19 protein-coding genes, 1 tRNA gene and 1 pseudogene are annotated in these 24648 nt (G+C 70.8%); 12 read left to right on the top strand and 9 right to left on the bottom strand.

The genetic code is table 11. The features are described from left to right. Window positions 1-18: 18 nt before the first annotated feature. Both AB0N31_RS16705 and AB0N31_RS16700 read right to left on the bottom strand, forming a co-directional pair. The gene (locus AB0N31_RS16705) at window positions 19-1686 is read right to left on the bottom strand and encodes a transglycosylase domain-containing protein (RefSeq protein WP_366059095.1); all 1668 of its coding nucleotides are present in this window, start codon (window positions 1684-1686) and stop codon (window positions 19-21) included. Between the two features lie 131 nt (window positions 1687-1817). After that, window positions 1818-2882, bottom strand: coding sequence for a sigma factor-like helix-turn-helix DNA-binding protein (locus AB0N31_RS16700; protein WP_366059094.1), 1065 nt, complete (start codon window positions 2880-2882; stop codon window positions 1818-1820). Between the two features lie 257 nt (window positions 2883-3139). Here AB0N31_RS16700 and AB0N31_RS16695 point away from each other — a divergent pair, with 257 nt between their 5' ends. Both AB0N31_RS16695 and AB0N31_RS16690 read left to right on the top strand, forming a co-directional pair. Continuing rightward, on the top strand, window positions 3140-3676 hold the full coding sequence (locus tag AB0N31_RS16695; RefSeq protein ID WP_366059093.1) for a SigE family RNA polymerase sigma factor: 537 nt from the start codon (window positions 3140-3142) through the stop codon (window positions 3674-3676). Next, the gene (locus AB0N31_RS16690) at window positions 3666-4418 is read left to right on the top strand and encodes a hypothetical protein (protein ID WP_366059092.1); all 753 of its coding nucleotides are present in this window, start codon (window positions 3666-3668) and stop codon (window positions 4416-4418) included. The genes AB0N31_RS16695 and AB0N31_RS16690 overlap by 11 nt, the downstream gene beginning before the upstream one ends. A gap of 52 nt (window positions 4419-4470) precedes the next feature. Here the strand turns inward: AB0N31_RS16690 and AB0N31_RS16685 are convergent, their stop codons facing one another. Further along, a complete protein-coding gene (locus tag AB0N31_RS16685) occupies window positions 4471-5952 on the bottom strand; it encodes an endo-1,4-beta-xylanase (protein ID WP_366059091.1) in 1482 nt (493 codons plus the stop codon). A 280-nt stretch (window positions 5953-6232) separates the two neighbouring features. After that, window positions 6233-6841 carry a TetR/AcrR family transcriptional regulator gene (locus tag AB0N31_RS16680; protein WP_366059090.1) on the bottom strand — a complete coding sequence of 203 codons (609 nt, stop codon included), beginning with the start codon at window positions 6839-6841 and terminating at the stop codon, window positions 6233-6235. Between the two features lie 86 nt (window positions 6842-6927). Here AB0N31_RS16680 and AB0N31_RS16675 point away from each other — a divergent pair, with 86 nt between their 5' ends. Beyond that, entirely contained in the window at window positions 6928-7695 is a 768-nt protein-coding gene (locus AB0N31_RS16675; RefSeq protein ID WP_366059089.1) for an SDR family oxidoreductase, read from the top strand. A gap of 131 nt (window positions 7696-7826) precedes the next feature. On the opposite strand, the gene AB0N31_RS16670 is transcribed toward AB0N31_RS16675, so the two are convergent. Then, entirely contained in the window at window positions 7827-9197 is a 1371-nt protein-coding gene (locus tag AB0N31_RS16670; protein WP_366059088.1) for an MFS transporter, read from the bottom strand. Window positions 9198-9317: 120 nt separating this feature from the next. Here AB0N31_RS16670 and AB0N31_RS16665 point away from each other — a divergent pair, with 120 nt between their 5' ends. Together AB0N31_RS16665 and AB0N31_RS16660 are read left to right on the top strand one after the other, a co-directional pair. Further along, on the top strand, window positions 9318-10214 hold the full coding sequence (locus AB0N31_RS16665; protein WP_366059087.1) for a LysR family transcriptional regulator: 897 nt from the start codon (window positions 9318-9320) through the stop codon (window positions 10212-10214). A gap of 1504 nt (window positions 10215-11718) precedes the next feature. Further along, entirely contained in the window at window positions 11719-12285 is a 567-nt protein-coding gene (locus AB0N31_RS16660; protein WP_366059086.1) for a dihydrofolate reductase family protein, read from the top strand. A gap of 80 nt (window positions 12286-12365) precedes the next feature. Here the strand turns inward: AB0N31_RS16660 and AB0N31_RS16655 are convergent, their stop codons facing one another. After that, window positions 12366-12662 (bottom strand): hypothetical protein, encoded by a 297-nt coding sequence (locus AB0N31_RS16655; protein WP_366059085.1) that lies wholly within the window; start codon window positions 12660-12662, stop codon window positions 12366-12368. 41 nt (window positions 12663-12703) lie between these two features. Between AB0N31_RS16655 and AB0N31_RS16650 the strand changes: the two are divergent. Next, window positions 12704-13075: pseudogene (locus AB0N31_RS16650) on the top strand (conjugal transfer protein TraS); the annotation flags it as partial. A gap of 443 nt (window positions 13076-13518) precedes the next feature. Here AB0N31_RS16650 and AB0N31_RS16645 read toward each other — a convergent pair. Next, window positions 13519-13592, bottom strand: a tRNA-Gly gene (locus tag AB0N31_RS16645). A gap of 552 nt (window positions 13593-14144) precedes the next feature. Here AB0N31_RS16645 and dcd point away from each other — a divergent pair. From dcd to AB0N31_RS16630, 3 genes are all read left to right on the top strand, one after another. Then, window positions 14145-14720 (top strand): dCTP deaminase, encoded by a 576-nt coding sequence (gene dcd / locus AB0N31_RS16640; RefSeq protein WP_366059084.1) that lies wholly within the window; start codon window positions 14145-14147, stop codon window positions 14718-14720. 7 nt (window positions 14721-14727) lie between these two features. Next, complete coding sequence (locus AB0N31_RS16635) at window positions 14728-15237, top strand: phosphoribosyltransferase (protein WP_366059083.1); 510 nt, start codon at window positions 14728-14730, stop codon at window positions 15235-15237. Between the two features lie 441 nt (window positions 15238-15678). Then, window positions 15679-17016 (top strand): DUF5933 domain-containing protein, encoded by a 1338-nt coding sequence (locus AB0N31_RS16630; protein ID WP_366059144.1) that lies wholly within the window; start codon window positions 15679-15681, stop codon window positions 17014-17016. A 105-nt stretch (window positions 17017-17121) separates the two neighbouring features. Here the strand turns inward: AB0N31_RS16630 and AB0N31_RS16625 are convergent, their stop codons facing one another. Next, window positions 17122-18129, bottom strand: a complete 1008-nt coding sequence (locus AB0N31_RS16625) for a Yip1 family protein (protein ID WP_366059082.1) — start codon at window positions 18127-18129, stop codon at window positions 17122-17124. Between the two features lie 149 nt (window positions 18130-18278). Then, entirely contained in the window at window positions 18279-20570 is a 2292-nt protein-coding gene (locus tag AB0N31_RS16620) for a (Fe-S)-binding protein (protein ID WP_366059081.1), read from the bottom strand. A gap of 286 nt (window positions 20571-20856) precedes the next feature. On the opposite strand from AB0N31_RS16620, the gene AB0N31_RS16615 reads away from it, so the two are divergent. The 3 genes from AB0N31_RS16615 (at window position 20857) to grpE (ending at window position 24619) form a co-directional block, all read left to right on the top strand. After that, complete coding sequence (locus AB0N31_RS16615; RefSeq protein ID WP_366059080.1) at window positions 20857-22032, top strand: undecaprenyl/decaprenyl-phosphate alpha-N-acetylglucosaminyl 1-phosphate transferase; 1176 nt, start codon at window positions 20857-20859, stop codon at window positions 22030-22032. Window positions 22033-22127: 95 nt separating this feature from the next. Beyond that, a complete protein-coding gene (dnaK, locus tag AB0N31_RS16610) occupies window positions 22128-23969 on the top strand; it encodes a molecular chaperone DnaK (RefSeq protein WP_366059079.1) in 1842 nt (613 codons plus the stop codon). Beyond that, complete coding sequence (gene grpE / locus AB0N31_RS16605) at window positions 23966-24619, top strand: nucleotide exchange factor GrpE (RefSeq protein ID WP_366059078.1); 654 nt, start codon at window positions 23966-23968, stop codon at window positions 24617-24619. Before dnaK ends, grpE begins: the two co-directional genes overlap by 4 nt. Window positions 24620-24648: the final 29 nt, after the last annotated feature.

The following is a 24648-nucleotide window of genomic DNA, read 5'->3' as shown; positions in this document are numbered from 1 at the left end:
CGCCTGGACGAGGAGCCGTCAGTTGTCCGCCAGATCGACGTCCTCCTCCGCGGCCCCCTTCGGCCCGCCCTTCGTGGCGGCCGCCCAGAGCCCCGCCGCCACCCGCTGGGCGAACGCGGTCGGCGACGGCTCGTTCGGCAGCTGCGCGGGCACCGTCGTGCCCTTCCTGCCGCCTGCCCGGTCGGCGAACAGCGCGACCGTCAGGGCGAGCCGGCCGTCGTACCCGGTGGTCCACACGGTCCGCCGGGTGATCCCGCCGCCCGCCCCGCCGGTGGTGAACGCCTTCGCCCCCGCCGACCCGGCGGCGACGGGCACCGGTCCGGCTCCCGACCGCGCGTCCGCCTCCCCCGCCTCCTTCTCGTCCAGCACGCGCCGCACCTCGGGACGCGCCCGGTAGACGGTGCGGCCCTCCCGTGTGATGCGCGCGACGGTGTACGGGGTGGCGTACCTGCCGTCCGCCGCCACCGCCGCGTACGCCGCCGCCAGCCGCAGCGGAGTCGGCGCCGCCGTCCTCAGCAGGGTGCCCAGCGGCTCGCCCGCCCCCCTCGCCCCGCTGAACGGCTCGAGGACCGTCCCCGCCTCCACCGCCCCGCTCACCGCGTCGTTGAACGGCTGCCGCGCGTAGTCCGAGCCCCCGTACAGCAGCCGTACCGCACCGTCGCCGGGCACCATCCCCACGACGGCCGTGTGCACCCGGACGCCCTTGCCCCCGGGATGCTCCTCGACCAGTTGCGTGGCGCGATCCTGCGCCGCCAGGTCGAAAGTGGTCGTCACGCTGTAACCGCCGCTCGCGAGCTGGTCCTCGGCGATGCCGAGCCGGTCGGCCGCCTCCCTGGCGGCGACGTCGATCAGATACTGCCGCTGCCCCTCGGTCTCGCCCGGCGGATAGAACCGGAACGCCGGGAAACGCGCCGCGGCCCGCTGCCCGGCCGTGATGCTCCCGCCCGCCACCATCGCGTCGAGCACCCACTCCCAGCGGTTCTCCAGCGTCGCGGTCACCTCCGGATCGGAGCCCGCCTTCTCGTAGTACGAGGGGATGTTGACGATGGACGCCAGCGCGGCGCCCTGGGCGACCGTCAGGCTCTTCGCGTCCACGCCGAAGTAGTTGCGCGCGGCGGACTGGATGCCGGCGGCGCCCCGCCCGAAGTACACGGTGTTGAGGTAGCCCTCGAGGATCTCGTCCTTGGTGCGGGTGCGGTCCAGTTTGATCGCGATGAGTGCTTCGCGGGCCTTGCGGGACAGCGATCGCTCCGGGCTCAGCAGCGCGTTCTTCACGTACTGCTGGGTGATGGTGGAGCCGCCCTGCGGGTCGCCGCCCGTCAGCGTCGCCAGCGTGGCCCGTGCGAGGGCCCGCGGCGAGATCCCGCTGTCCGTACGGAAGGAGCGGTTCTCCGCGGCGATCACCGCTTCCTGCACGTGCCGGGGGACCGCGGACAGCGGGACGTCCTGCCGGTCGACCGGTCCGCGCCGGCCCAGGTAGGCGCCGCCCGCGTCGAGGAACACGGTGCTCTGGGTGACGGTCTCGGGGTGCGGCTCCGGAACGGTCGTCAGGTGGTACGCCACGACGGCCGCCGCACACAGCGACGCGATCAGCGTGAGGAAGACCTGGAACAGCCGCCGGAGCCGTCGGCCCCGGGTGCGCCGGTACCGGATCCGGAGCGGTGTGCGCCCTCCGCGCCGGAGCACCGACCGCCTCCTCTTCCCCGGTCGCCGTGCCGCTCGCGCCGCTCCGGCCGTCTCCGCCGTCCCGCCGGTTCCATCGGTTCCGCCGGCTCCGCCCGCTCGTGCCGTTCCCGGCCCGGTCGTCCCGCCGCCGTTCATATCCGTCGCCAGGTGCTGTCCGACCGTGCGGCGACCCTGCCCGAGGCGTCGTACACCGTGACGATCCGCTCGTCCCCTCCCGCGTCGAAGAGCATCCGCATGTTCTTCTCGGGCAGCGGCGCGCTCGCGTACCAGATGCCCCAGCCCGGGTTTCCCGCCAGGACCAGGACCTTCGCGGTGGTCCTGCCGTCGCCGGCGCTCACCTCGACGCGGCCCGGCTCACCGTTCAGACCGTGGAAGAGGCCCGACAGGAAGAACCCGTCGGGCACGCTGTCCACCCGCACGGAGACGCCCGGTCCGTCGCCCGGGCGGTCGCTGTTGTCCCCCGGGAGATCCGTGGGCACCGACCAGTGCCCGCCGTCGGCCGTCAGCCACACCCGTACCCCTTTCCCGACGGTCACCCGCTCGCCCGGCGCCACGACCCGGACCGGGCTCGTCGCCGAGCCGGCGCCGCCCCCCGCCCGGGTGCCGGACGTCCCGTCCTGCGCCCCGCCGGCCCCGACACGGTCGGCCGCGAGCAGGGCCGCGGGCACGAGCAGCGCCGCGCAGGCGGCCGACGCCACGGCGAGGCGCCGGCGCCGCCGGACGCGGCCCCCGGCCCGGAGATCGGCCAGCGGCACCTCGGACGGGACGACGTCCCGGGCGGCACGGGCGTACGCCTCGCGCAGCCGTCCGGGGTCGCCGCCGGCCGCTTTCAGGCCGTGCCGGAAACGGGCCCGCACCGCGCCCGCCGAGCAGCCCAGCAACTGGGCGATCTCCGCGTCCGCCAGCCCCTCCCAGACCCGCAGCACCACCACGGCCCGCCGCCGCGCGGCCCGCCGCCCGCGCAGCCGGCGCAGGTGGCCCCGCACCAGACAGCGCCGCACGTGGAAGTCCCTGTCGTCGCGCGGGACGCGTCGCCACCGCGCGCACATCCGCACCAGGGTTCTCCGCACCAGTTCCTCCGCCGCACCGGGGTCGTCGGTGAGCAGGCGCGCGGTCACGATCAGCCGGGGCCAGTGCGTCCGGGCGTACGCGGCGAAGTCGCGGCCGGTGGGGAGCACATCGCGGGTGGGTGGCACGGGGGAGGTCCTTAGGCTCGGGAACTCGGTCGTGGCCGGACGTGCGGGCGTCCGTCCTGGTCAGGCAACTGCTTTTTCGTGCGGGTAGGTTGGGCAGCCGACGAGCCGTCACCGTCGGGAGAGGGAGCCCGGAACCGCTGCGCGCCGTCTTCCCGGTGGGGTGCGCCTCGCTCGGTGCGACCTGCGCGACTACGGGACCTGTACGCACGGCGGAGGCGGCCGGGTTGCAAGAAAAGGACGAAGATTCCGGTGAGGGCATGACCGAGGACGAGTTCGACGCCTTCTACGCGACCGCGTTCCCCCGGCTGACCGGACAGCTCTACGCCTTCACCGGAGACCACGGCGAGGCACAGGACGTCGTCCAGGAGGCGTTCGTACGGGCCTGGGCCCGGCGCCAGCGGTTCCTCGCCGACAGTGCTCCCGAGGCGTGGATCCGCACGGTGGCCATGCGGCTGGCGGTGAGCCGCTGGCGGCGTTCGAGGCGCTGGCTGGAGCTGGTGCGGCGCACTCCGCCGCCCGACTCCACCCCGGGGCCGAGCCCCGAGAACGCCGCGCTCGTGGCGGCCCTGCGCGAACTGCCCGAGGCCCAGCGGATGGCGATCGTCCTGCACCATCTGTGTGACCTGAGCGTGGAGCAGGTAGCCTCCGAGACCCGTGCGCCCGTGGGGACGGTCAAGGCGAGGCTGTCCCGGGGACGGGCGGAGCTGGCGAAGCGTCTCGCGGCGGACGAGGCCGACGGGCGGGTCGACGAGGCCGGCGCCCCGGTCAGGAAGGAGAGCGGCCGTGGCCGATGAACTTTCCGCCGCGCTGCGCGAGTTGGCCGCGGCACACGCGACCGCTCCGGTCGTCGGCGGCCCCGCGACACGGGCCCGGGCGGTGCGCCGGGTACGCCGCCGCCGGGCCGCCGCGACCCTCGGCGCGGGGACCGCGGCCCTCGCGCTGATGGGCCTCGCGCTGGGCCTGCACCTGGGCGGGGACCGCGACCGGCCGGCCGGACGCCGGCCCGCGGCCGTGGCCCCTCCCCGTTCCACCCCGCCGTCCACGGCCGGACCGACGCCCGTCGGCGGCGGGCTCGACCTGTCCGGGCGCACCCTCATGTTCGGCGGCCGGGCGATGCCGATCCTCTCGGAATCCGACGCCCTGTCCGGGGCCACGAGCCCGATGACGGTGGTCGCGAAGGAGGATCCGGGAGAGATGCCCCTCGACGCGTCCCGCGAGGGCCCCACGATAGGACCCACCACGGTGAGCGTCCGGTACGTGGTCGAGCTGCGCGACGGGGAGGGCCGACCGCACCACGTCGGCCTCTTCTCCCCGCAGCTCGAGGACCTGAGCGACGACGACGCCGCAGACGGCTGGATCGGCCTCGGCGCCGAGGACGCCGAGTGGTTCCACACCCGGGTCCGCCCCGGCGACACCTTCCCGGTGACGACCGGCACGACGCCGACGCCGAAGCCGACGGCCACGCCCTCGGCCGCCGCTCCGGTACCCGGCGCCACGGCATCACCCCGTGCCGCCGGTACCCGCGAGGAGCGCTGAGGCCCGGCCCGGCCCGACGTGGCCGGGCCGGGCGGGTCCGGATCACGTCAGGTCAGGACGAAGCCGTCGTGGCGGCGCCGCCGAACGTCCATTTCTGGTTGCCGGCGTTCGCGCACGCGTACAGCTGGATCTTCGTGCCGTTGGCGGTGCCCCCGCCGACCGCGTCCAGGCACAGTCCGGACTGGACTCCGACGACGGAACCGTCGGAGTTGATCCGCCACTTCTGGTTGTCACCGCCCCAGCACGTGTAGATCTGCGCCTTGGCACCGTTGCCGGTGCCCGCCGCGTCCAGGCACTTGTCGCCCAGGATCCGGAACTCGCCCGCGGAGGTGTAGGTCCACCGCTGGTTGCTGCCGCCGGAGCAGTCCCACAGCTGGAGCTGCGTGCCGTCGGTGGTGGTGGAATTCGGATCGTCCAGGCACCGTCCGGAACCGACCCCCTTGATCTCACCGGTGCCCGTTCCGGGCGGGGTCGTCGGCGGTGTGGTGGGAGGCGTCGTCGGGGAGGCGGCGTTCAGGGTGTTGAGCACGGAGGTGTACGCCGCCTTGCTGTTGCCGTTGTTGTCGAACAGCAGGGGGTTCTCGCCGGTGCGCCAGGAGTCGCTGTCCCGGATGCCCCAGACGGTGATGCCGGTGCAGCGGGCGACGTTCAGACAGGCCTGGACCGTGTTGGCGTAGGCGGTCGGCGGCGCCTGTGCGATGTCGAGTTCGGTGATCTGGACGTCGACGCCGAGGGCGGCGAAGTTCGACAGCGTGGTCTGGAAGCTCGACGGCGGGCCGCCGGTGCCGAAGTGGGACTGGAGTCCGACGCAGTCGATGGGCACGCCGCGGGACTTGAAGTCGCGCACCATGCGGTAGACGCCCTGGGTCTTGGCGTCGCTCCAGTTCTCGATGTTGTAGTCGTTGTAGCAGAGCTTGGCCGCGGGGTCGGCGGTCCGCGCGGTGCGGAACGCCTCCTCGATGAAGCCGTCGCCCAGCAGGTTCTGGAACACCGAGGAGCGGTGCGCGCCGCTGCCGCCGTCGGCGAAGGCCTCGTTGACCACGTCCCAGGAGTGGATCTTGCCCTTGTAGTGGGCCATCGTCTGGTCGATGTGGTTGTTCATGACGCTGCGCAGCGTGTTGGCGTCACCGATGGAGGAGACCCAGTTGGGCAGTTGGGAGTGCCAGACCAGGGTGTGACCGCGCATCCGCTGGCCGTGGGCCTGCGTGTGGCTCATGATCTGGTCGCCCGGACCGAAGTTGAACGCCCCCCGGGACGGTTCGACCGTGTCCCACTTCATCTCGTTCTCCGCGGTGACCATGATGAACTCGCGGTCGAGGATGGTGGAGTACGTCGAGTTGCCGAGCTTGGACGCGGCGACGGCCGTACCGAAGTACCGGCCCGACTGCGCGGCCGCCGCCCCCAGCGAACTCGCCGCCGCGGCATCGGTCGCCATGCTGCCGACACCGACGAGTGCCAGCGATGCGGTGACGGTCACTCCGGTCGTCGCGAGCAACACCTTCTTGTAGCGATCATGCCAATTTAACGAAGGCATGCGGGTCCTCCTCTTGGCGTGCGGGTGGGGCACCGGTCGAGGGACGGGTGCCGGACTGCCGGACTACCGAACTTCGGCAGCGTTTGCTTCGAAAGTTTCGCTATTTCTGCGAACTTTTCGGGCACCTTAGAGCCACCCCGCGCACGCGTCAATACATCTCGTTCGCCACGGATCGCGCGGCGTCCCGGTTTCAGCCGCGCGGCGAGGAAGGGGGGCGCGATGTGGTGCGTACAGTGCTCCGAAAATTTCGAAGACGCTGTCTAATCTTTCGTGTCCGGTCTCAGGAGGCCGGTTCGGGCCAGGCCGCCATGGCGTACTCGGCCACGCGCCGCAGTTCCGCCGTGGTCGCCCCGTCCCGCGCCTGCTGCGACATGCCCTGCACGACCGCGGCGAAGTAGACGGCCAGGGCCCGGGTGTCGGCCCCCTCGGGGAGCGACCCGCTGGACCTGGCGTCCTCCAGCCTCTCCTCGAAGGACCGGGTGTTCGCCACTCTGCGCGCGCGCAGGTCCTGCTCGATGTCGGCCGTCTGCGGGGAGCAGTTGGCCGCCGCGGTGATGACCAGGCATCCGGCCGGGTGCTCCGGGTCGGTGTACGACACCGCCGCCTCGTCGAGCATCCTCGCGAAACCCGCGCGAGCGTCGCTCTCCCGGGCGAGCGCGTTCTCCATGAAGGCGCCGAAGGTGCTGCCGTAGCGGTCGACGACCTCGGTGAAGAGGGTGCGCTTGTCGCCGAAGGCCGCGTACAGGCTCGGCGGCGAGATCCCCATCGCGGCGGTCAGGTCGGAGACGGACGTGCCCTCGTAGCCGTGCTGCCAGAACAGGAGGGTGGCCCGCACGAGTGCCGTCTCGCGGTCGAAGCTCCGCGGCCTGCCGCGCTTGGTCGTCGTCATGGCCGAATTTTACAGCGATCGCTACGTAATTCGCGTAGAGTCAATTCATAGTCATCGCTACAGAATGTCGATGTGAAGGGGAGACCATGGGGACGCTCACGGGCAGGACGGCGCTGGTGACCGGCGGCAGCCGCGGGATCGGACGCGCGATCGCCGAGCGGCTCGGAGGCGACGGGGCGCTGGTGGCCGTGCACTACGGGCGCAACGCCCGGGCCGCGGACGAGGTCGTCGGTGCCGTCAGGGCCAAGGGCGGTACCGCGTTCGCGGTCCGCGCCGAACTGGGCGGGACCGGGGGCGTCGAGACCCTTTGGGAGGGCTACGACCGCCAGGTCCTGGAGCACTCCGACAGCACCGGCCTCGACATCCTCGTCAACAACGCCGGCATCACACCGCGCGGCGAGATCGAGGAGACCACGGTCGAAGCGTTCGACGAGGCCGTCGCCCTCAACATGCGCGCCCCGTTCTTCCTCGCGCAGCAGGGACTCCAGCGGCTGCGGGACGGCGGGCGGATCATCAACATCTCCTCCGGGGCGACCCGGATCGCGCTCACCGACATCATCGCGTACGCCATGACCAAGGGCGCCGTCGACGCCTTCACCCTCACCCTCGCCAAGGCCCTCGGCGGGCGAGGCATCACGGTCAACTCAGTGGCCCCCGGCATCATCGACACCGACATGAACGCCTCCTGGCTGCGCGGCAACGAGGCCGCGGAGCGGTCCGCGGCCGCACTCTCCGCCCTCGGCCGGGTGGGCCGCCCCCAGGACGTCGCCGACATCGTCGCCTTCCTCGCCTGCGACGACGCCCGATGGGTGACCGGTCAGGTCATCGACGCCACCGGCGGTTCCCGGCTCTGACCCGGCAGCCGGCGGTACGGACCCGGAAGCGGGCGCCCCACGCACGGTCGCGCGCACGCGTGTTCCGCACCGCCACGGGGAGGGCCGAACCGGCAGGCGGGTGGTGCTCGCTCGCCCGCGCTTGCGGCTGGTCAGCGAGGTGTACCTCCGGGGCGCGTCATGGCGAACACCAGCCAGGCGAGGGCGCAGAGACCGGCCGACAGCAGCAGGGACCATCCGGTGTCGGCGGTCGCGGCGGCGCCCATGAGGGCGACGCCGAGGGTGGCGCCGACCTGGCGCACGGCGTTGAGGAGGCCGCCGACGGAACCGGCCGTGCCGGGCGGCGCGGCGCCGATGACGGCCGCGACGAGGGCCGGCAGGACGCAGGAGATGCCTAAGCCGGTGAGCAACAGGCCCGCCGCGAGCCATGCGTAGGCGCTCCCGGTGAAGACCGCGCAGGTCAGAACCGTCCCCCCGGCGGCCAGGAGAGCCAGTCCCGCCAGAATCGGGGGCCGCGGGCCGGTGCGGGCCACGATCCTGCCGGTCAGCGGCGGATTGACGGCGAAGGGAACGGTCAGCGGCAGGAACGCCAGCCCTGTTTCCAGCGCGCTCAGGTGCCGCTCGTGCTGCAGCAGCAGGGGCAGCACGAAGAGGGATCCGGCCAGGGTGAAGTTGGCGACCGCGCCCGCCAGCAGCCCGGCACGTACCGGCGCCGACCGCAGCAGCGTCCGGTTCACGACCGGTGCCCCGCTCCGCCGTTCGAGCACGGTGGACACCAGGACCGCGACGCCGAGCCCGCCCGCTGACCACGCGGTGTGCACCCGCGCGCCCGCGCCTGCGGCGATCAGCGCGTCCGTGAACAGGGCCAGCACCGCCACGGCCGCCACCTGCGCCGGCCAGTCGACGCGGCGATCGCTGCGCGGACAGCGCATCGAACGCCCCCGGGTCAGGGCCAGCACCAGCAGACCCAGGGGCACGTTGACCAGGAACACCGCGCGCCATCCGGCCGCCTCCACCAGTGCGCCGCCGGCGATCGGGCCGGCCGCGACGGCCGCGCCGCTGACCGCGGCCCACACCGAGATCGCCCGGGCGCGTGGCGCGGGGTCCGGGTAGAGGCGGGCGATCACGGCCATGGAGGCGGGCACGCAAGCCGCCGCTGCCGCCCCCGAGACCGCCCGGAGGACCAGCAGCGCCCACAGACCCGGGGCCAGGGCGCTGAGCAGGGACGCGAGAGCGAACACGGCCGTACCGGAACGAAAGAGCCGCTCGGCGCCGAACCGGTCGGCTGCCGCTCCCGCCGACAGCAGCAGGGCCGCGAAGACCACGGTGTAGCCCGTGGTGGTCCACTGCAGGTCCGCCATCGACGCGCCCAGTGACGCGGCCAGGTCGGGTTCGGCGACGGACAGCACGGTGGTGTCGAGGAGCACCATGAAATAGCCCAGCGACACGCCCGTCAGCGCGGCTGCGCGTCTCGCCCGGGAGGGCGCGGGTGCCGCGGTCGCGACGGAGTTCACGACAGTCATGGAAGAGCGGGCCTCCGGTGAGCAGCGGGAAGAATCACGCGGCCCACCATCGCCCGACGAGGCGAGGCGCTCCACCGGCGGAACCGCACGCCCCGTTCGGAAATCCCGAACGCTCCGGCGGTGTTGGGCTCTTACGTGGAACTACGCCAACTCACCACCTTCGAGGCCGTGATACGGCACCGGACCGTGACCGACGCCGCTGTCGCACTCGGCCTCGCCCCCTCCTCGGTGTCGCAGCAGATCCGCACCCTCGAAACCGCCCTGGCCGTCACCCTCTTCACGCGCGGCCCCAAAGGCATGGAACCGACCCCCGCGGGGGAACGCCTGCGCGGCTGGGCGCGCACTCTGCTCGACACCGCCGAACAAGCCGTCCACGACGTCCGCACCGAGCGCCGACGGCTGCGGCTCGGCGCCCTGGAGACCCTCGCCGGCTCCCACGTCCCCCTCGTCCTCGCCCGGCTGGCGGAACACCGGCCCGACATCACCGTCGACGTCACGTCCGACCGCGCTCGCCAAGGGCTCCTCACGGACGTCGTCGAAGGGCGTCTCGACGCGGCTCTCCTCCTGGACGCCGGGGACGACCTCGGCGGACTCGGCTTCCCCGCCCCCGCCGAACCCCTCGCCTTCCTCGACCTCGATCCCGTTCCCCTGGCCCTGGTCGCCGCCCCGACCCACGCCCTCGCCGGCCGCACCTCACTGGGCCCGAGCGACCTCGACCACGAACGGCTCCTGGTCAACGTCCCCGAGTGCTCCTTCTGGATGGCCGGACAACGCCTCCTCGGCACCGGCCCCGAACGCGTGCGAGCCGGCGGAGTCCCGGTGATGCGCTCCTGGGCCGAACACGGTCTCGGCATCACCCTGCTGCCCCGCTTCGCCGTCACCGACAGCCTCCGCGCGGGCACCCTCGTCCGGCTCGCCCTGCCCCTGCCCGACCTCAGCCTGCGCCTGGTCTGGCGAGAGGACCGGGAAGCGCTGCCCGGCCTGCGCGACATCCTCTACGCCGCGGTCCGCCCGTGAGCGGGGCAGGCCCCGGTGGTCGTCCGCCACCGTTCGGCAGCGTTGTCACGCGGTCGGACACTCACTCCAGAAGGACCGGGCTCATGCGCAACGCCCCACGGCTTCCCTGCCGCTCGGCGCGCATCACATAGTGCAGGAGCGAAACTGGCGATCACCACCCCGACTGTAGCCAGCGGCATACCGCCGGCGCCTGGCGTCTGGCTACTCTGGCGGCGAGTTGACGGCCGACGAGAGCACCTCAGGCGGAAGCTCCTTGGGTACGAGCAGATCATGGGCGACTCCGGGCTCTCGGAAGAGGAACGCGGGAGCAGGCTGGAACGGGAGGTACCTAGCGAGAGCACCTGGGGTGACCTCCTCCACATTCGAGAGCGCATCGAGCTCGTAAGCCTCGAGCAAGCACCAGAGGTCACCGATCCCGCCGTGCTCACTTCCGTCGGCCTGCCATGCGCAACCGCCGCGGGCCTGCTGTCGACGTGGTTCGACCGACCCCACTGGCGATCAAACGGCGGACGCGCAGTCCACGGAGCGTGGGGCACGACCCCGGAAACAACGAAGGGAACACCCCTGAGCCGGCCCTTCGGCCTGTGTCCCCGGCAGGATGCGAACCTTCGACACCCGCCTCAGGAGTTCGATCACCGGCTCTCTCCACCTCGCAGACGCCGGGGAGACCGGGATGTGGCGGGCTGCTTTTGCCTGGTGTCGTCCGTGATCGTTGATGTCAGGTTTGGACGTCGGACAGGGAACCTCGGGGTGCAGCACGGTTCGAGGTGTGTGTCATTTGCTCCGTCGGACATGCCCCACGACGATCCCGACGACAGTAAGCACACCGATGACAATGAGTAACCAATCCGGCATGCCGTCAACGCCCCTGTACGAGCTCGCGTCCCAGCCGTCCGAAGCCCTCATGGCACCCTCCCCGCACGGTCGACCTTGCCCGCGCGTGTGCCCGACTCGGAGATCGATACGCCAACAACCCTAAAGACGAACGCCGTTGGTCGGCCTCGGGCGCCCTCGCACGGCCCAGAAACGGCTTCGCTTGGCGCGCTTGGCCTGGAGCCGGGACCTTCCCGCACCGCACCCTCGAACTGGGCCCGAAGATTCTCCGGATACGGACCGAACCCCCCGATCGGTAGGAACAGAGCAACGAACTCCCAATCGGCGCCAGTCAGTTGCGCACGCATCGCACCCACAGTTCTACCGGGCCCCGAACCCGCACGGGTCCGCAAGCCGATAGACGTGGGGTCTCGCCGCTCGTGACATGCCGATTTTGCGTGACCTGGGCGTTCTTGGCTGTCTCACGGCCTTGTCACCCATGATCAGTCTCAAATCCGTGGCATTTCTTCGAGAGGGCGAGGTCGAGATCAGGCAGCTTGCCCGTGTCGGCCGAGTACACCAGGCTGAGCACCGAGCACGAGGACTACCGGCGAGCCCAGATCGCGCACCGATGAGTTTCCCGCGCCGCGTCGGTCTGTACGCCGGACACCCACGGACGGGAGGCTGGACCATGCGGAAACTGATCTACGGCATGAACCTGACCCTGGACGGCTACATCGCCGCGGCCGGCGACGACATCGGCTGGAGCGGACCGCCGAGCCACGAGCTGTTCCAGTGGTGGCTCGACCACGAGCAGGCGAGTGGCCTGTCGCTGTACGGGCGCAAGCTATGGGAGACGATGAGCTCCTACTGGCCGACCGGCGACCAGCAGCCCGACGCCACCCCGGCGGAGATCGAGTTCGCGCGGAACTGGCGGGACACGCCGAAGGTGGTGTTCTCCTCGACGATCGACAAGGTCGACTGGAACACCCGCCTGGTCACCGGCGACGCGATCGCCGAGATCAGCCGGCTCAAGGCCGAGGACGGCGGCCCGATGAACATCGGCGGCGCAACGCTCGCCGGGGCGGCCATGCGCGCCGGGCTGATCGACGAGTACGCGATCGCCACCCATCCGGTCCTGGTGGGCGGCGGCACGCCGTTCTTCACCGCGCTGGACAGCTGGGTGAACCTGAACCTGGTGGAGACGCGGACTTTTCCCGGCGGCGTGGTCCTGACCAGGTACGAGACGAGGCGCTGAGCAGCAGCACCCCACACGCTTTGGTCTCACGGTGATGTCGTATACGACATCGGTACGACACGGCCCGTGAGATGACGACATCAGCAGCGAGACCCTCCAACGGAGATCACAACACCGGACAGGCCCTGACCGTCCTCTCGGCCGGGAAGTGGTGCGCCCCGGAGGAACGCTCGGTAGGCGTCCGCGGCGGCACCCTCCACGATCGGCCCCTCCGGTCCGTACCGCGTGTCGCTCCGGTCGCGCTTCGGCCCGGAGATCCAGAAAGCCTCATCGGTGCCGACGTCGTAGAAGTGGGCGTCGAACAAGCCGATACCCGTCGCGCGCCGCAGGGTCCGGCCGTGGAAGCAGGCGGTCTTCCAGCTCTTGGAGAAGTCCACCCATCCGATCCACGAGGGATGGCTCAGGCGGGCTGATCGACGTGACCGACCTGGTGGCGTTGGCCGAACTGGGCGGACCGCTTGCCGTGATGGGCGGCGCGGCCACCACCCGGCGGGAGATACGGCCGGTTCCCCCGCGCCGCGGAGTGATCCGACCCAACTCGACGGGCCTCCGCGTACGGTTGCGGCTCGCCCCCGGGCAGGAACCGGCGGACGTGGCCGCCTCGGCCGAACGACTGCGGCACGACTGGGGTGTTCACGCCGTGTACGTGCGGGACGTCAAGCCTGGTGTCGTCGAACTCCGGCTCGTCGGCTACGACGTCTTGCGCAAGGTGCGGATGCCGCGCCGCGTCGACGGCGGGCTTCTGCGGGTGCCGGTGGCCCTCCGGGAGGACGCGACCGCCTTCGTCCGGCCTGGGTCGAACAAGACTGTGGTCAGATGCCGGCGAATGCGGACAGCAGAGTGTCGGTCCGGAGCTGGAGTTCAGGGTCTCGACCCCGGTGACGCTGACGGACGTCACCTCGCTGCCGACAGAGTGGGCGAGGCTGACTTCCAGGGTGGCGCTCGTGCCGGCGAGCGGATACGAGTACCAGCCGTCGGACTTCTCGTCGTCGGTGTCCCGGACACCGATTTCGACGGTGTCCCAGTCGGTGTCGTCGAACGCGTACTCGACGTAGCGGGACAGCAGCTCCAGGGAGGCGCGCAGGTCGCGACCCATGATCCATCCGTCGATCTGCTTGCTCATGTCCTCCCCCAGTGGTCCAGACGATCAGCGTTCTGGCACGGATCTGGCACGCGACGAGTGATCACCATGAACAGCAGAAAGGCCCGGGTCGATGACCTGGGCCTTCTTCGTGGAGCGGGTGACGAGAATCGAACTCGCGCTCTCAGCTTGGGAAGCTGATGTTCTACCATTAAACTACACCCGCGTAAGACGCCGGTCGGGCCGGTGTCTGGTCGCGCGGTCACTCTACCTCATCCCCGGCCCCCGGCGCTGAAGCCCTGGGGGCCGAGTGTGTTTCGAGGGGTGGGATCCAGGTGTCCTGGGCGGGAGTTGGGGCATACGGTAGAGGGGTCGGAGTGGGTCCCGGCGTGGACGGAGTGCCGCCTGGAGGGTCGTCTCGTTCCTCCCGTAATGTGGCTTTCGTCGTCCGGCGAGCAGCAGCCGGACGCGGCTCTTGGGGAAGGGACTCGACGACTTGATGGATCACACCGTCGTCCGTTGTGCCGATGGGCACGTGTTCAGCACCGCTTCGTTCCCGATGCAGCAGGCCGAGCGGCTCGGTCCCGGGCGGCTCGTCCGGTGTCCTCGGTGTGCCCGGCTCCGCAGTGTGGTGCCGGTGACCCTCGAGAAGCGGTAGCGGCGAGAAGCGGTAGCGGCGAGCTGCAGGAGCAGCGAGCGGCACCAGTGGCAGCAGCAGCCTGGCGCGCGGAATCGTCCTGATGACGGCCGGTCCGCGCGCCTTGCGTATCCTCAGGGCGTGCTTCTCTCTGACAAGGACATCCGGGCCGAGATCGACGCCGGACGGGTACGGATCGATCCCTACGACGAATCCATGGTGCAGCCGTCCAGTGTCGACGTGCGCCTCGACCGCTACTTCCGGGTGTTCGAGAACCACCGGTACCCGCACATCGATCCCTCGGTCGAGCAGGCGGACCTCACGCGGCTGGTGGAGCCGGAGGGCGACGAGCCGTTCATCCTGCACCCCGGGGAGTTCGTCCTGGCCTCCACCTACGAGGTCATCACGCTCCCCGACGACCTCGCCTCCCGGCTCGAGGGCAAGAGTTCGCTCGGCCGGCTCGGGCTCGTCACGCACTCGACCGCCGGTTTCATCGACCCCGGCTTCTCCGGGCACGTCACCCTCGAGCTGTCCAACCTCGCCACCCTGCCCATCAAGCTGTGGCCGGGCATGAAGATCGGGCAGCTGTGCATGTTCCGGCTCAGCTCGCCCGCCGAGCACCCCTACGGCAGCGAGCGGTACGGGTCCCGGTACCAGGGGCAGCGCGGACCGACCGCCTCCCGCTCCTTCCTCAACTTCCACCGGACCCGGGTGTGAGCGGCGCATGAGCGACGTACGGGAGAACCTCAGCTACGAGCGGTTCGGCGTCGCCGTCCGTGAACTCGCCCAGACCATCGTCGACGACGGCTATCAGCCCGACATCGTGCTCAGCATCGCCCGCGGCGGGGTGTTTGTCGCCGGCGGCCTCGCGTACGCCCTCGACTGCAAGAACCTCCACCTGGTGAACGTCGAGTTCTACACCGGCGTGGGCACCACCCTCGAGATGCCCGTCATGCTCGCGCCCGTGCCCAACGCGATCGACTTCTCCGACAAGAAGGTCCTGATCACCGACGACGTCGCCGACACCGGCAAGACCCTCAAGCTGGTGCGGGACTTCTGCCTCGACGCCGTCGCCGAGGTCCGCAGCGCCGTGATCTACGAGAAGTCCCACTCCCTCGTGAAGTGCGAGTACGTCTGGAAGCGCACCGACGACTGGATCAACTTCCCGTGGAGCGTCCTGCCCGTCGTCCGCAGGTCGGGGGAGCCGGTCACTCCGTCCAGGGAAGCTCTCTGACCTGAGCCGGGAGCGTCGACGGCCGGGATCACCGCGCGGTGGTCCCGGCCGTTCGCCTTTTCCGGTCGTTCCCCGCTCGGACCTGTTCGAGGCCGGCTCGGCTCCGGTGACCTCGGTGGTCCGGTCCGCCCGCGAGCAGGGGGGCCGAGGGGCCGAGGTGCGAGGGGACCGCGGTCCGCCGATGACCCGAGGGTGCGTCCGTTCACGAGTTGGGCCTTCGGCGCAACCCGTCCGTGGCGCGCCGCTAACATGTTCGAACTCGCGATGAACGCCCCTATCGGCCTTCCTCCACCGGAAAACCATGCCGTCCGGCGTGTTGATCACCTTGGTCAGTCAAAAACTACTAAATCGGTCAAACAATTGATACCTATAGCATCGCGGGTGTTTTCGCGAATAAAAGGCAGACCCGATTTCTCCGGGTGGCGTCGGCCCCGGACGGTGCTGTGGGCCGCGGGAACGGCCGTGGCCCTCGGATTCCTCGTCGCGCTGGAACTCGTGGCGCGTCGTCTCGGCCTGCCGGGCCCGATGACCACGCAGGCGCGGGAAGTGGTCTTCCCGCCCAAGTCGGGTGGCCTGCTGTACGCCTCCATGGCGTTGATGATGGTGGTGCTCACCTGGCGGCAGCGGTTGATCGCCCTCGGCGCCGCGATCGGTGTCGACCTCGTCTTCGTCTCGGTCCGGTGGGCGGCCGGCGTCGAGGTGACCGAAGGCCACCCCTTCGGCAACGGTGCCCTGTGGGTGACTCTCGGCTGCGCGGTCTTCGCCGTCACGCGCCGCACCGGCCCGGAACGCGTCCTGCTGCTGAAGGGGGCCGGGCTGGCCCTGCTGCTGATGGCCGGGCGCAAGACCGGTGACACCTGGCTGCTCATCACCTCGGAGACCCGCCCCCTCGTGCTCGACCAGTACGTGGCGACCGCCGACCACGCGCTGGGCAACCCCTCGTGGCTGGTGGGCCGGGTCGTGGAGGCCAGCGGCCCGATCGGCTTCAACTTCCTCGACTTCGTCTACGGCCAGCTCGCGGTCGCCGCGGTCGTCGCCGCGCTGTACCAACTGCGCAACGTGGCGGTCGAGCGCCGCTTCCCGCGCCACCACCTGGTGCGCACCTTTCTGGTGATCGGCCTGATCGGTCCGGCCTTCTACATGCTCTACCCGGTGGTCGGGCCGATCTTCGCCTACGGCACGGGCGCCGAGCACTGGGCGGACGTCAGCCTGTGGGCACCGGACATGCCGCCCAGCGAGCCCTGGGCCGTGGCCGACCTGTGGCCGCAGACACCGCCGCCGCTCCAGCCCCCGCGCCACATGTCCTTCGACGAGATCACCCCGCGCAACTGCATGCCCAGCCTGCACACGGCGTGGGCCACCGCGATCTTCATCCATTCCCGAAAGGGCCCGCGCGTCCTGCGGTACGCGGGCACCTTCTGGCTGGTCGCCACCCTCTGCGCGACGCTGGGATTCGGCTACCACTACGGCGCCGACCTCATCGCCGGAGTGGTGTTCACCCTCACCATCGAGGCGGCTCTGCGCGCGTTCGACCAGGGCTGGGACCGGTCGGGGCTCCGGCTGGCCGCCTACGGCGCGACGGTCTTCACCGCGCTCCTGGTGTCGTATCGCTACCTGCCGTCGGAGATGGCCGAGCACCCGTGGGTGTTCGGACCGCTTCTCCTGCTGGCGACGGGCTCGGTGGTCTACGGCTACGTGCGGACGACCGCACGGTGGGAACCGAAGGCCGCGCCGGCGCCGGCGCCGGAACCCGAACCGCGACCCGAGCTGATCGTCTGACTCCTGCCGCCCCGGACGGCGCCCACCCCTGCGGAACCGGAAAGGCCCCCGGTAACCGGAAAGGCCCCCGGTGTCCGGGGGCCTTCTCCGTGTCGGTGCCGTGCGTCAGAACGTGCCCAGCTTCACGATCGACAGGATGGCGATCAGCTGGATCGCCGACGCGCCCAGGGCCTTCGGCCAGGGCAGGTCGTGGGAGCGGCTGACCATGAGGGTGAGGAGGGCGCCGGCGGCGACCCAGGTGGCCCATCCCAGCAGCTGCACGAACGACGCGTCGCCGCCCAGGAACATGGCGAAGACCAGGCGCGGGGCGTCCGTGAGGGACATGATCAGCATGGAGAGGCCGACCGTGGGCTGCCAGGCGCCGTCGCCGCCGAGCTGACGGGCCAGGGTGTGGGTGACGACGCCCAGGATGAAGGAGCTGATCACCATCGCCACGGCCGTCGTCAGGACGATCGGGATCGCGTTGGACAGCGTCGCGTTGATCGTGTCCGCGCGGGTGTCGTCGAAGCCGAACACCGCGAGCAGGCCGTAGAGGAAGGTGACGACGAGGGCGGGGCCCCACAGCGTGTAGTCCCGCATCCGCAGGAAGGTCTGGTCGGGGGACAGGACGACGCCCCGCAGGAGCTGCTTCCATTGCAGGCGCGGGCCGGTCGGGCCGGCCGGGGCCGCGGCGCCCGCGTGGTAGGTCTCGCCCTGGTTGTACTGCTGGTGGTCGTCGATCGAGAACGCCTGGGTGTGACCCGGGTTGTTCGCGGCGTACGGGTCGTGCGGGGGCGCGCCGTAGTGGTCGCCGCCACCGAAGTACTCCGGCTCGCCGCCGCCCTGGCCGCCGCCGTTCGAGGGGGGCCACTGCTGGCCTCCGCCTCCGCCGCCGTACTGCGGCCGCTGCTGCGGCGGGTACGGCTGCTGCGCAGGCGAGTAGCCGTGCGGAGACGGCCCCGGGGGCGTCTGCCGCCCGCGGGGAGGGTCATGGGGTCGCGCTTGCGGGGCGCGGCCGTCCCGGCCGCCACGTCCGATCCTGAATCCAGCCACGTCATCGAACGTACCTGGTCCCGGAGAGTGACGTGCGGGGCCCGGCCCTCCGGAAGCGGCATTGCGGCCGACCTGTGACATCCCCTAAGGGGAGTCCCGTACGACCGTCCGGGGGGCCCGCGGGACGGGCATCGGCACCGGCGGCCCGGGACGCGCGGTACGGCCGTTGGGACGACGGCGCCCCCCGTCCACGGTGGACGGGGGGCGCCGCAAGGTACCGTCGCCGGCGGTCACTTCACCGGCTGGGGCTCCGGCTCGCTCTCCGACTCGGCCGAGCCCGCGGGGGGTTCGTCGTCGACCGGGGTCTTCACGGAGTCGAGGAGGAGTTGGGCGACGTCCACGACCTGGACGGACTCCTTGGCCTTGCCCTCGTTCTTCTTGCCGTTCACGGAGTCCGTGAGCATGACGAGGCAGAACGGGCAGGCGGTGGAGACGATGTCGGGGTTCAGGGACAGGGCCTCGTCGACGCGCTCGTTGTTGATGCGCTTGCCGATCCGCTCCTCCATCCACATCCGCGCGCCGCCGGCGCCGCAGCAGAAGCCGCGTTCCTTGTGGCGGTGCATCTCCTGCTGGCGCAGTCCGGGCACCGCGGTCATGATCTCCCGCGGCGGCGAGTAGATCTTGTTGTGGCGGCCCAGGTAGCACGGGTCGTGGTAGGTGATGAGGCCGTCGACCGGGGTCACCGGGATCAGCTTGCCCTCGTCGACGAGGTGCTGGAGCAGCTGGGTGTGGTGGATGACCTCGTAGTCGCCGCCGAGCTGCGGGTACTCGTTGCCGAGGGTGTTGAGGCAGTGCGGGCAGGTGGCGACGATCTTCTTCGCCGACCGGGGCTTGCGGGACTCCTCGGTGACCTTGCCCTCGTCGTCCGTCTCCTCGCCGAACGCCATGTTCAGCGCCATGACGTTCTCCATGCCGAGCTCCTGGAACAGGGGCTCGTTGCCGAGGCGGCGGGCGGAGTCACCGGTGCACTTCTCGTCGCCGCCCATGATCGCGAACTTGACGCCCGCGATGTGGAGGAGTTCGGCGAAGGCCTTGGTGGTCTTCTTGGCGCGGTCCTCGAGGGCGCCGGCGCAGCCGACCCAGTACAGGTACTCGACCTCGGAGAGGTCCTCGATGTCCTTGCCGACGACCGGCACCTCGAAGTCGACTTCCTTCGTCCACTCCAGGCGCTGTTTCTTGGCCAGGCCCCAGGGGTTGCCCTTCTTCTCCAGGTTCTTGAGCATCGTGCCCGCCTCGGACGGGAACGAGGACTCGATCATGACCTGGTAGCGGCGCATGTCGACGATGTGGTCGACGTGCTCGATGTCGACCGGACACTGCTCGACGCAGGCGCCGCAGGTGGTGCAGGACCACAGGACGTCCGGGTCGATGACGCCGTTCTCCTCGGCGGTGCCGATGAGGGGGCGCTCGGCCTCGGCCAGCGCGGCGGCGGGGACGTTCTTGAGCTGCTCCTCGGACGCCTTCTCCTCGCCCTCCATGGTCTTGCCGCCACCCGCGAGCAGGTAGGGGGCCTTGGCGTGCGCGTGGTCCCTCAGCGACATGATCAGGAGCTTCGGGGAGAGCGGCTTGCCGGTGTTCCAGGCGGGGCACTGCGACTGGCAGCGCCCGCACTCGGTGCAGGTGGAGAAGTCCAGCAGGCCCTTCCAGGAGAACTGCTCGACCTGGGAGACGCCGAAGACGTCGTCGTCGCCGGGGTCGGCGAAGTCGATCGGCTTGCCGCCGGAGGTCATCGGCTGGAGGGCGCCCAGGGCGGTGCCGCCGGCGGCCTCGCGCTTGAACCAGATGTTCGGGAAGGCGAGGAAGCGGTGCCAGGCGACACCCATGTTGGTGTTCAGCGAGACGACGATCATCCAGACGAAGGACGTCCCGATCTTGATCATCGCGGTGAGGTAGACGAGGTTCTGCAGCGCGGTGACCGACAGGCCCTTGAAGGCGAGGACCAGGGGGTACGAGGCGAAGTAGCCGGCCTCGTAGTGATCGACGTGGTGGAGCGCGCCCTCGAGGCCGCGCAGCACGTAGATGGCGAGGCCGATGGTGAGGATGACGTACTCGACGAAGTACGCCTGACCGGACTTGGAGCCCGCGAAGCGGGACTTGCGGCCGGGCCGCGAGGGCAGGCTCAGCAGGCGGATCACGATGAGCACGGCGATGCCCAGGATCGTCATCACGCCGATGAACTCGATGTACATCTCGAACGGCAGGAACGTGCCGATCAGCGGCAGCGTCCAGTCGGCCTGGAAGAGCTGGCCGAACGCCTGCGCCAGGGTGGGCGGCAGCGTCAGGAAGCCGACGGCCACGAACCAGTGGGCGATGCCGACGACGCCCCAGCGGTTCATGCGCGTGTGGCCGAGGAACTCGCGGACGAGTGTCACGCTGCGCTGGTAGGGGTTGTCGGTCCGGGTGCCGGCCGGGACCGGCTGGCCCAGCTTGAAGTACCGGACGAACTGGCCGATGGCGCGGGCGAGCAGGGCGACGCCGACCACGGTCAGGGCCAGCGACACGATGATCGCGGCGAGTTGCATGGGGGCTCCTCGGGCCTGCGAGGTTTGCGGGGTTTCGTCGGCGGCGCCGACATTACTAAGCGGTAACTTATGCAGTCCGTCTGAGACTACCCCTATCCTCCGCCGCACTGTAGTCGGGCACGGGGTGATCTGGATCGCTGAGGGTCACCTCAGGTCCGGTGCGGGAGCGGCTCGGGAGGCCGGCCCGAGGGGCGTGCGGAGGCGGCCCGGGAGACGGCTCGGGGGCGGGAGAAATCCGATCGTGTTATTCGTACCGAATGGATACATTTATGACTAATTTATAGCCGTGCTCTACGGGATCGTCGCCGCCACCACCGCCCTGCTCCTCGCCGCCGTCCTCGCCGCGCTGCTGCGCGCCCCCGCCCTGCGACTCGGACTGCTCGACCGGCGGCAGCGGCAGCGACGCGTGCCGCTGTCCGGGGGCGTGGCCGTCGTGCTCGCCACCTGCGTGGTCGCCGTCACCGGCGACCGCACCGGCCTCGCGCCGCTCGGCGAGGGGATGGGCGCCCTGCTCGCCGCCGGGGCGGGCGTCGCCGCCCTCGGGCTGGTGGCGGACGCCTGGCGGCTGAAGACCCGGTTCCTCCTCGCCGGTACGGCCGTGGCGGCGGCGTTCGTCGTCCCGTACGCCGACACCGGTGTGCCCGCCGGAGTCGCCGCCGTCGGCTGGATCGCCTGCGTCGCCCTCGCCTTCCGGTCGCTCGACCACGCCGAAGGGGTGGGCGGCACCGTCGGGGTCGTCACCGCCTTCGGGGTGGCCGCCTGCGCCGCGGCCGAGGTGATGGACGGTCTGGCGGTGCTGCTGAGCGTGCTCGCCGCCGCGCTGACCGGCTTCCTCATGCACAACTGGCCCCCCGCGCGCGTGGCGCTCGGCGGCTGCGGCGCCCTGTTCACCGGTTTCCTGCTCGCCGCGGCGGCCGTCACCACGCGCGCGGGGCAGGACGCGGCCACCGGGGCGGGGGTGCTGTTCGCGCTCACCGCGGTCGCCGTGGCCGACGTCGTCCTCGTCGTGCTGGCCCGGCGCACGGCCGGGCGCCCGCTGCTGCGCCGCGGCCCCGACCACCTCGCCCACCGGCTGCGCCGGCTCGGCCTGACTCCGGCGGGGGTGGCGGTGGCCGTCGGCGCGGCCGCCTTCCCGGGGGTGCTCGTGGGAGCGCTGGTGCACACCGGGGTGCTGGGCGTACCGGCCGTGCTCTGGGTCGCGGGCGGCGTGCTCGTCGTCGTCCTCGTGCTGTGGCGCGTACGCGCGCGCGTGCCGGGGCAGGGGCGTACCGGCCCGGAGACGCGTGCGGGCCAGGGCGCCCGCGTGCGTCACGACCCGTCTCCGCATCAACGCCAGCGCCCCCGGCGTCAACCCGTGTCCCTGGTGCAGCCCCCTCGGGAGTCGGCGGAATCACCCTTGCGGACACCTCGTCGCATCGCATCGCACCAGGTCAGCGGCTCCTTGCGTGTAAGGAACGGATAAGAGTTGAGTCCGGCTGACTCATGTCTGTTGACCCAGCGGTGAGCGTCGTGCACACTTGAGCCTGTTCCACTCAAGTCAGCTGGAGGAAGATCACCATGGCACGTGCGGTCGGCATCGACCTGGGCACAACCAACTCCGTTGTCAGCGTTCTGGAGGGCGGCGAGCCCACCGTCATCACCAACGCCGAGGGTGCCAGGACCACGCCGTCCGTCGTCGCCTTCGCCAAGAACGGCGAGGTGCTGGTCGGCGAGGTGGCCAAGCGCCAGGCGGTCACGAACGTGGACCGGACCATCCGCTCGGTGAAGCGCCACATGGGCACCGACTGGAAGATCGAGCTCGACGGGAAGCAGTTCAACCCGCAGCAGATGAGCGCGTTCATCCTGCAGAAGCTGAAGCGGGACGCCGAGGCGTACCTGGGCGAGAAGGTGACCGACGCGGTCATCACCGTCCCGGCGTACTTCAACGACTCCGAGCGCCAGGCGACGAAGGAAGCCGGTGAGATCGCCGGTCTCAACGTCCTCCGCATCGTCAACGAGCCCACCGCGGCCGCGCTCGCGTACGGCCTCGACAAGGACGACCAGACGATCCTCGTCTTCGACCTCGGTGGCGGCACCTTCGACGTGTCCCTCCTGGAGATCGGTGACGGCGTCGTCGAGGTGAAGGCCACCAACGGCGACAACCACCTCGGTGGTGACGACTGGGACCAGCGTGTCGTCGACTACCTGGTGCAGCAGTTCAAGTCCGGTCACGGCGTGGACCTCGCCAAGGACAAGATGGCCCTCCAGCGCCTCCGCGAGGCCGCCGAGAAGGCCAAGATCGAGCTGTCCTCGTCCACCGAGACCTCGATCAACCTGCCGTACATCACGGCGTCCGCCGAGGGCCCGCTGCACCTGGACGAGAAGCTCACGCGCGCCCAGTTCCAGCAGCTGACCGCCGACCTGCTGGAGCGCTGCAAGACGCCGTTCCACAACGTCATCAAGGACGCCGGCATCGCCCTCTCCGAGATCGACCACGTCGTTCTCGTCGGTGGCTCCACGCGTATGCCCGCCGTCGCCGAGCTGGTCAAGGAACTGACCGGCGGCAAGGACGCCAACAAGGGTGTGAACCCGGACGAGGTCGTCGCCATCGGCGCCTCGCTCCAGGCCGGTGTCCTCAAGGGCGAGGTCAAGGACGTCCTGCTCCTCGACGTCACCCCGCTGTCCCTCGGCATCGAGACCAAGGGCGGCATCATGACCAAGCTCATCGAGCGGAACACGACGATCCCGACCAAGCGGTCCGAGATCTTCACCACCGCCGAGGACAACCAGCCCTCCGTGCAGATCCAGGTCTACCAGGGCGAGCGCGAGATCGCGGCGTACAACAAGAAGCTCGGGATGTTCGAGCTGACCGGTCTGCCGCCGGCCCCGCGTGGCGTCCCGCAGATCGAGGTCTCCTTCGACATCGACGCCAACGGCATCATGCACGTGACGGCGAAGGACCTCGGCACCGGCAAGGAGCAGAAGATGACCGTCACCGGCGGCTCCTCGCTGCCGAAGGACGAGGTCGACCGCATGCGCCAGGAGGCCGAGCAGTACGCGGACGAGGACCACCGCCGCCGCGAGGCCGCCGAGGCCCGCAACCAGGGCGAGCAGCTCGTCTACCAGACGGAGAAGTTCCTCAAGGACAACGAGGACAAGGTCCCGGGCGAGATCAAGACCGAGGTCGAGGGCGCGATCGGCGAGCTGAAGGAAGCCCTCAAGGGCGAGGACACCGCCGAGATCCGCACCGCCACCGAGAAGGTCGCGGCCGTCTCCCAGAAGCTGGGCCAGGCCATGTACGCCGACGCCCAGGCCGCCGGTGGCGAGGCTCCGGGCGCCGGCGCCGGCGCCAAGGCCGCCGACGACGACGTGGTGGACGCCGAGATCGTGGACGACGAGCGCAAGGACGGTGCCGCGTGACGGAGGAGACTCCGGGCTTCGAGGAGAAGCCCGACGTCCCCTCCGGCGCCACCCCTGAAGACGCCGAGCCGCAGGCCGACTCCTCCGCCGCGGCGGAGGAGTCGGCCCCGGCCGGGGACGCGAACCAGACAGTGGCACTGGTGGCCCAGCTGGACCAGGCCCGCAAGGCGCTCGACGAGCGCACGGCGGACCTCCAGCGCCTCCAGGCCGAGTTCCAGAACTACCGCCGCCGGGTCGAGCGGGACCGGATCGCGGTCAAGGAGATCGCCGTCGCGAACCTCCTGACCGAACTCCTGCCCGTGCTCGACGACATCGGCCGCGCGCGGGAACACGGCGAACTCGTCGGCGGGTTCAAGTCCGTCGCCGAGTCGCTGGAGACCGTGGCGGCGAAGATGGGCCTCCAGCAGTTCGGCAAGGAGGGCGAGCCCTTCGACCCGACGATCCACGAGGCCCTGATGCACAGTTACGCCCCGGACGTCACCGAGACGACGTGCGTGGCGATTCTCCAGCCCGGGTACCGGATCGGCGAACGCACCATCCGTCCCGCGCGGGTGGCGGTCGCCGAGCCCCAGCCGGGCGCGCAGGCCGTCAAGGGCGACGAGGCGGAGGCCGGCGACGACAAGGAGAGCGGTGGCCCGGACGAGGGCTGAGCTTGACGAGCGGATGAGGAAGGAGGGAC

The organism is Streptomyces sp. NPDC051051 (assembly GCF_040682975.1).
GTDB lineage: Bacteria > Actinomycetota > Actinomycetes > Streptomycetales > Streptomycetaceae > Streptomyces.
The sequence above is the reverse complement of the archived record's forward strand: the minus strand, read 5'-3'. Positions and strand labels throughout refer to the sequence as shown.

Excerpts from the sequence above, each read along its gene's own strand:
- AB0N31_RS16695 (WP_366059093.1), top strand. The coding sequence starts at position 3,140 with ATGACCGAGGACGAGTTCGACGCCTTCTACGCGACCGCGTTCCCCCGG.
- AB0N31_RS16685 (WP_366059091.1), bottom strand. The coding sequence starts at position 5,952 with ATGCCTTCGTTAAATTGGCATGATCGCTACAAGAAGGTGTTGCTCGCG.
- AB0N31_RS16680 (WP_366059090.1), bottom strand. The coding sequence starts at position 6,841 with ATGACGACGACCAAGCGCGGCAGGCCGCGGAGCTTCGACCGCGAGACG.
- AB0N31_RS16675 (WP_366059089.1), top strand. The coding sequence starts at position 6,928 with ATGGGGACGCTCACGGGCAGGACGGCGCTGGTGACCGGCGGCAGCCGC.
- AB0N31_RS16670 (WP_366059088.1), bottom strand. The coding sequence starts at position 9,197 with ATGACTGTCGTGAACTCCGTCGCGACCGCGGCACCCGCGCCCTCCCGG.
- AB0N31_RS16660 (WP_366059086.1), top strand. The coding sequence starts at position 11,719 with ATGCGGAAACTGATCTACGGCATGAACCTGACCCTGGACGGCTACATC.
- AB0N31_RS16635 (WP_366059083.1), top strand. The coding sequence starts at position 14,728 with ATGAGCGACGTACGGGAGAACCTCAGCTACGAGCGGTTCGGCGTCGCC.
- AB0N31_RS16625 (WP_366059082.1), bottom strand. The coding sequence starts at position 18,129 with ATGTCACAGGTCGGCCGCAATGCCGCTTCCGGAGGGCCGGGCCCCGCA.
- AB0N31_RS16620 (WP_366059081.1), bottom strand. The coding sequence starts at position 20,570 with ATGCAACTCGCCGCGATCATCGTGTCGCTGGCCCTGACCGTGGTCGGC.
- dnaK (WP_366059079.1), top strand. The coding sequence starts at position 22,128 with ATGGCACGTGCGGTCGGCATCGACCTGGGCACAACCAACTCCGTTGTC.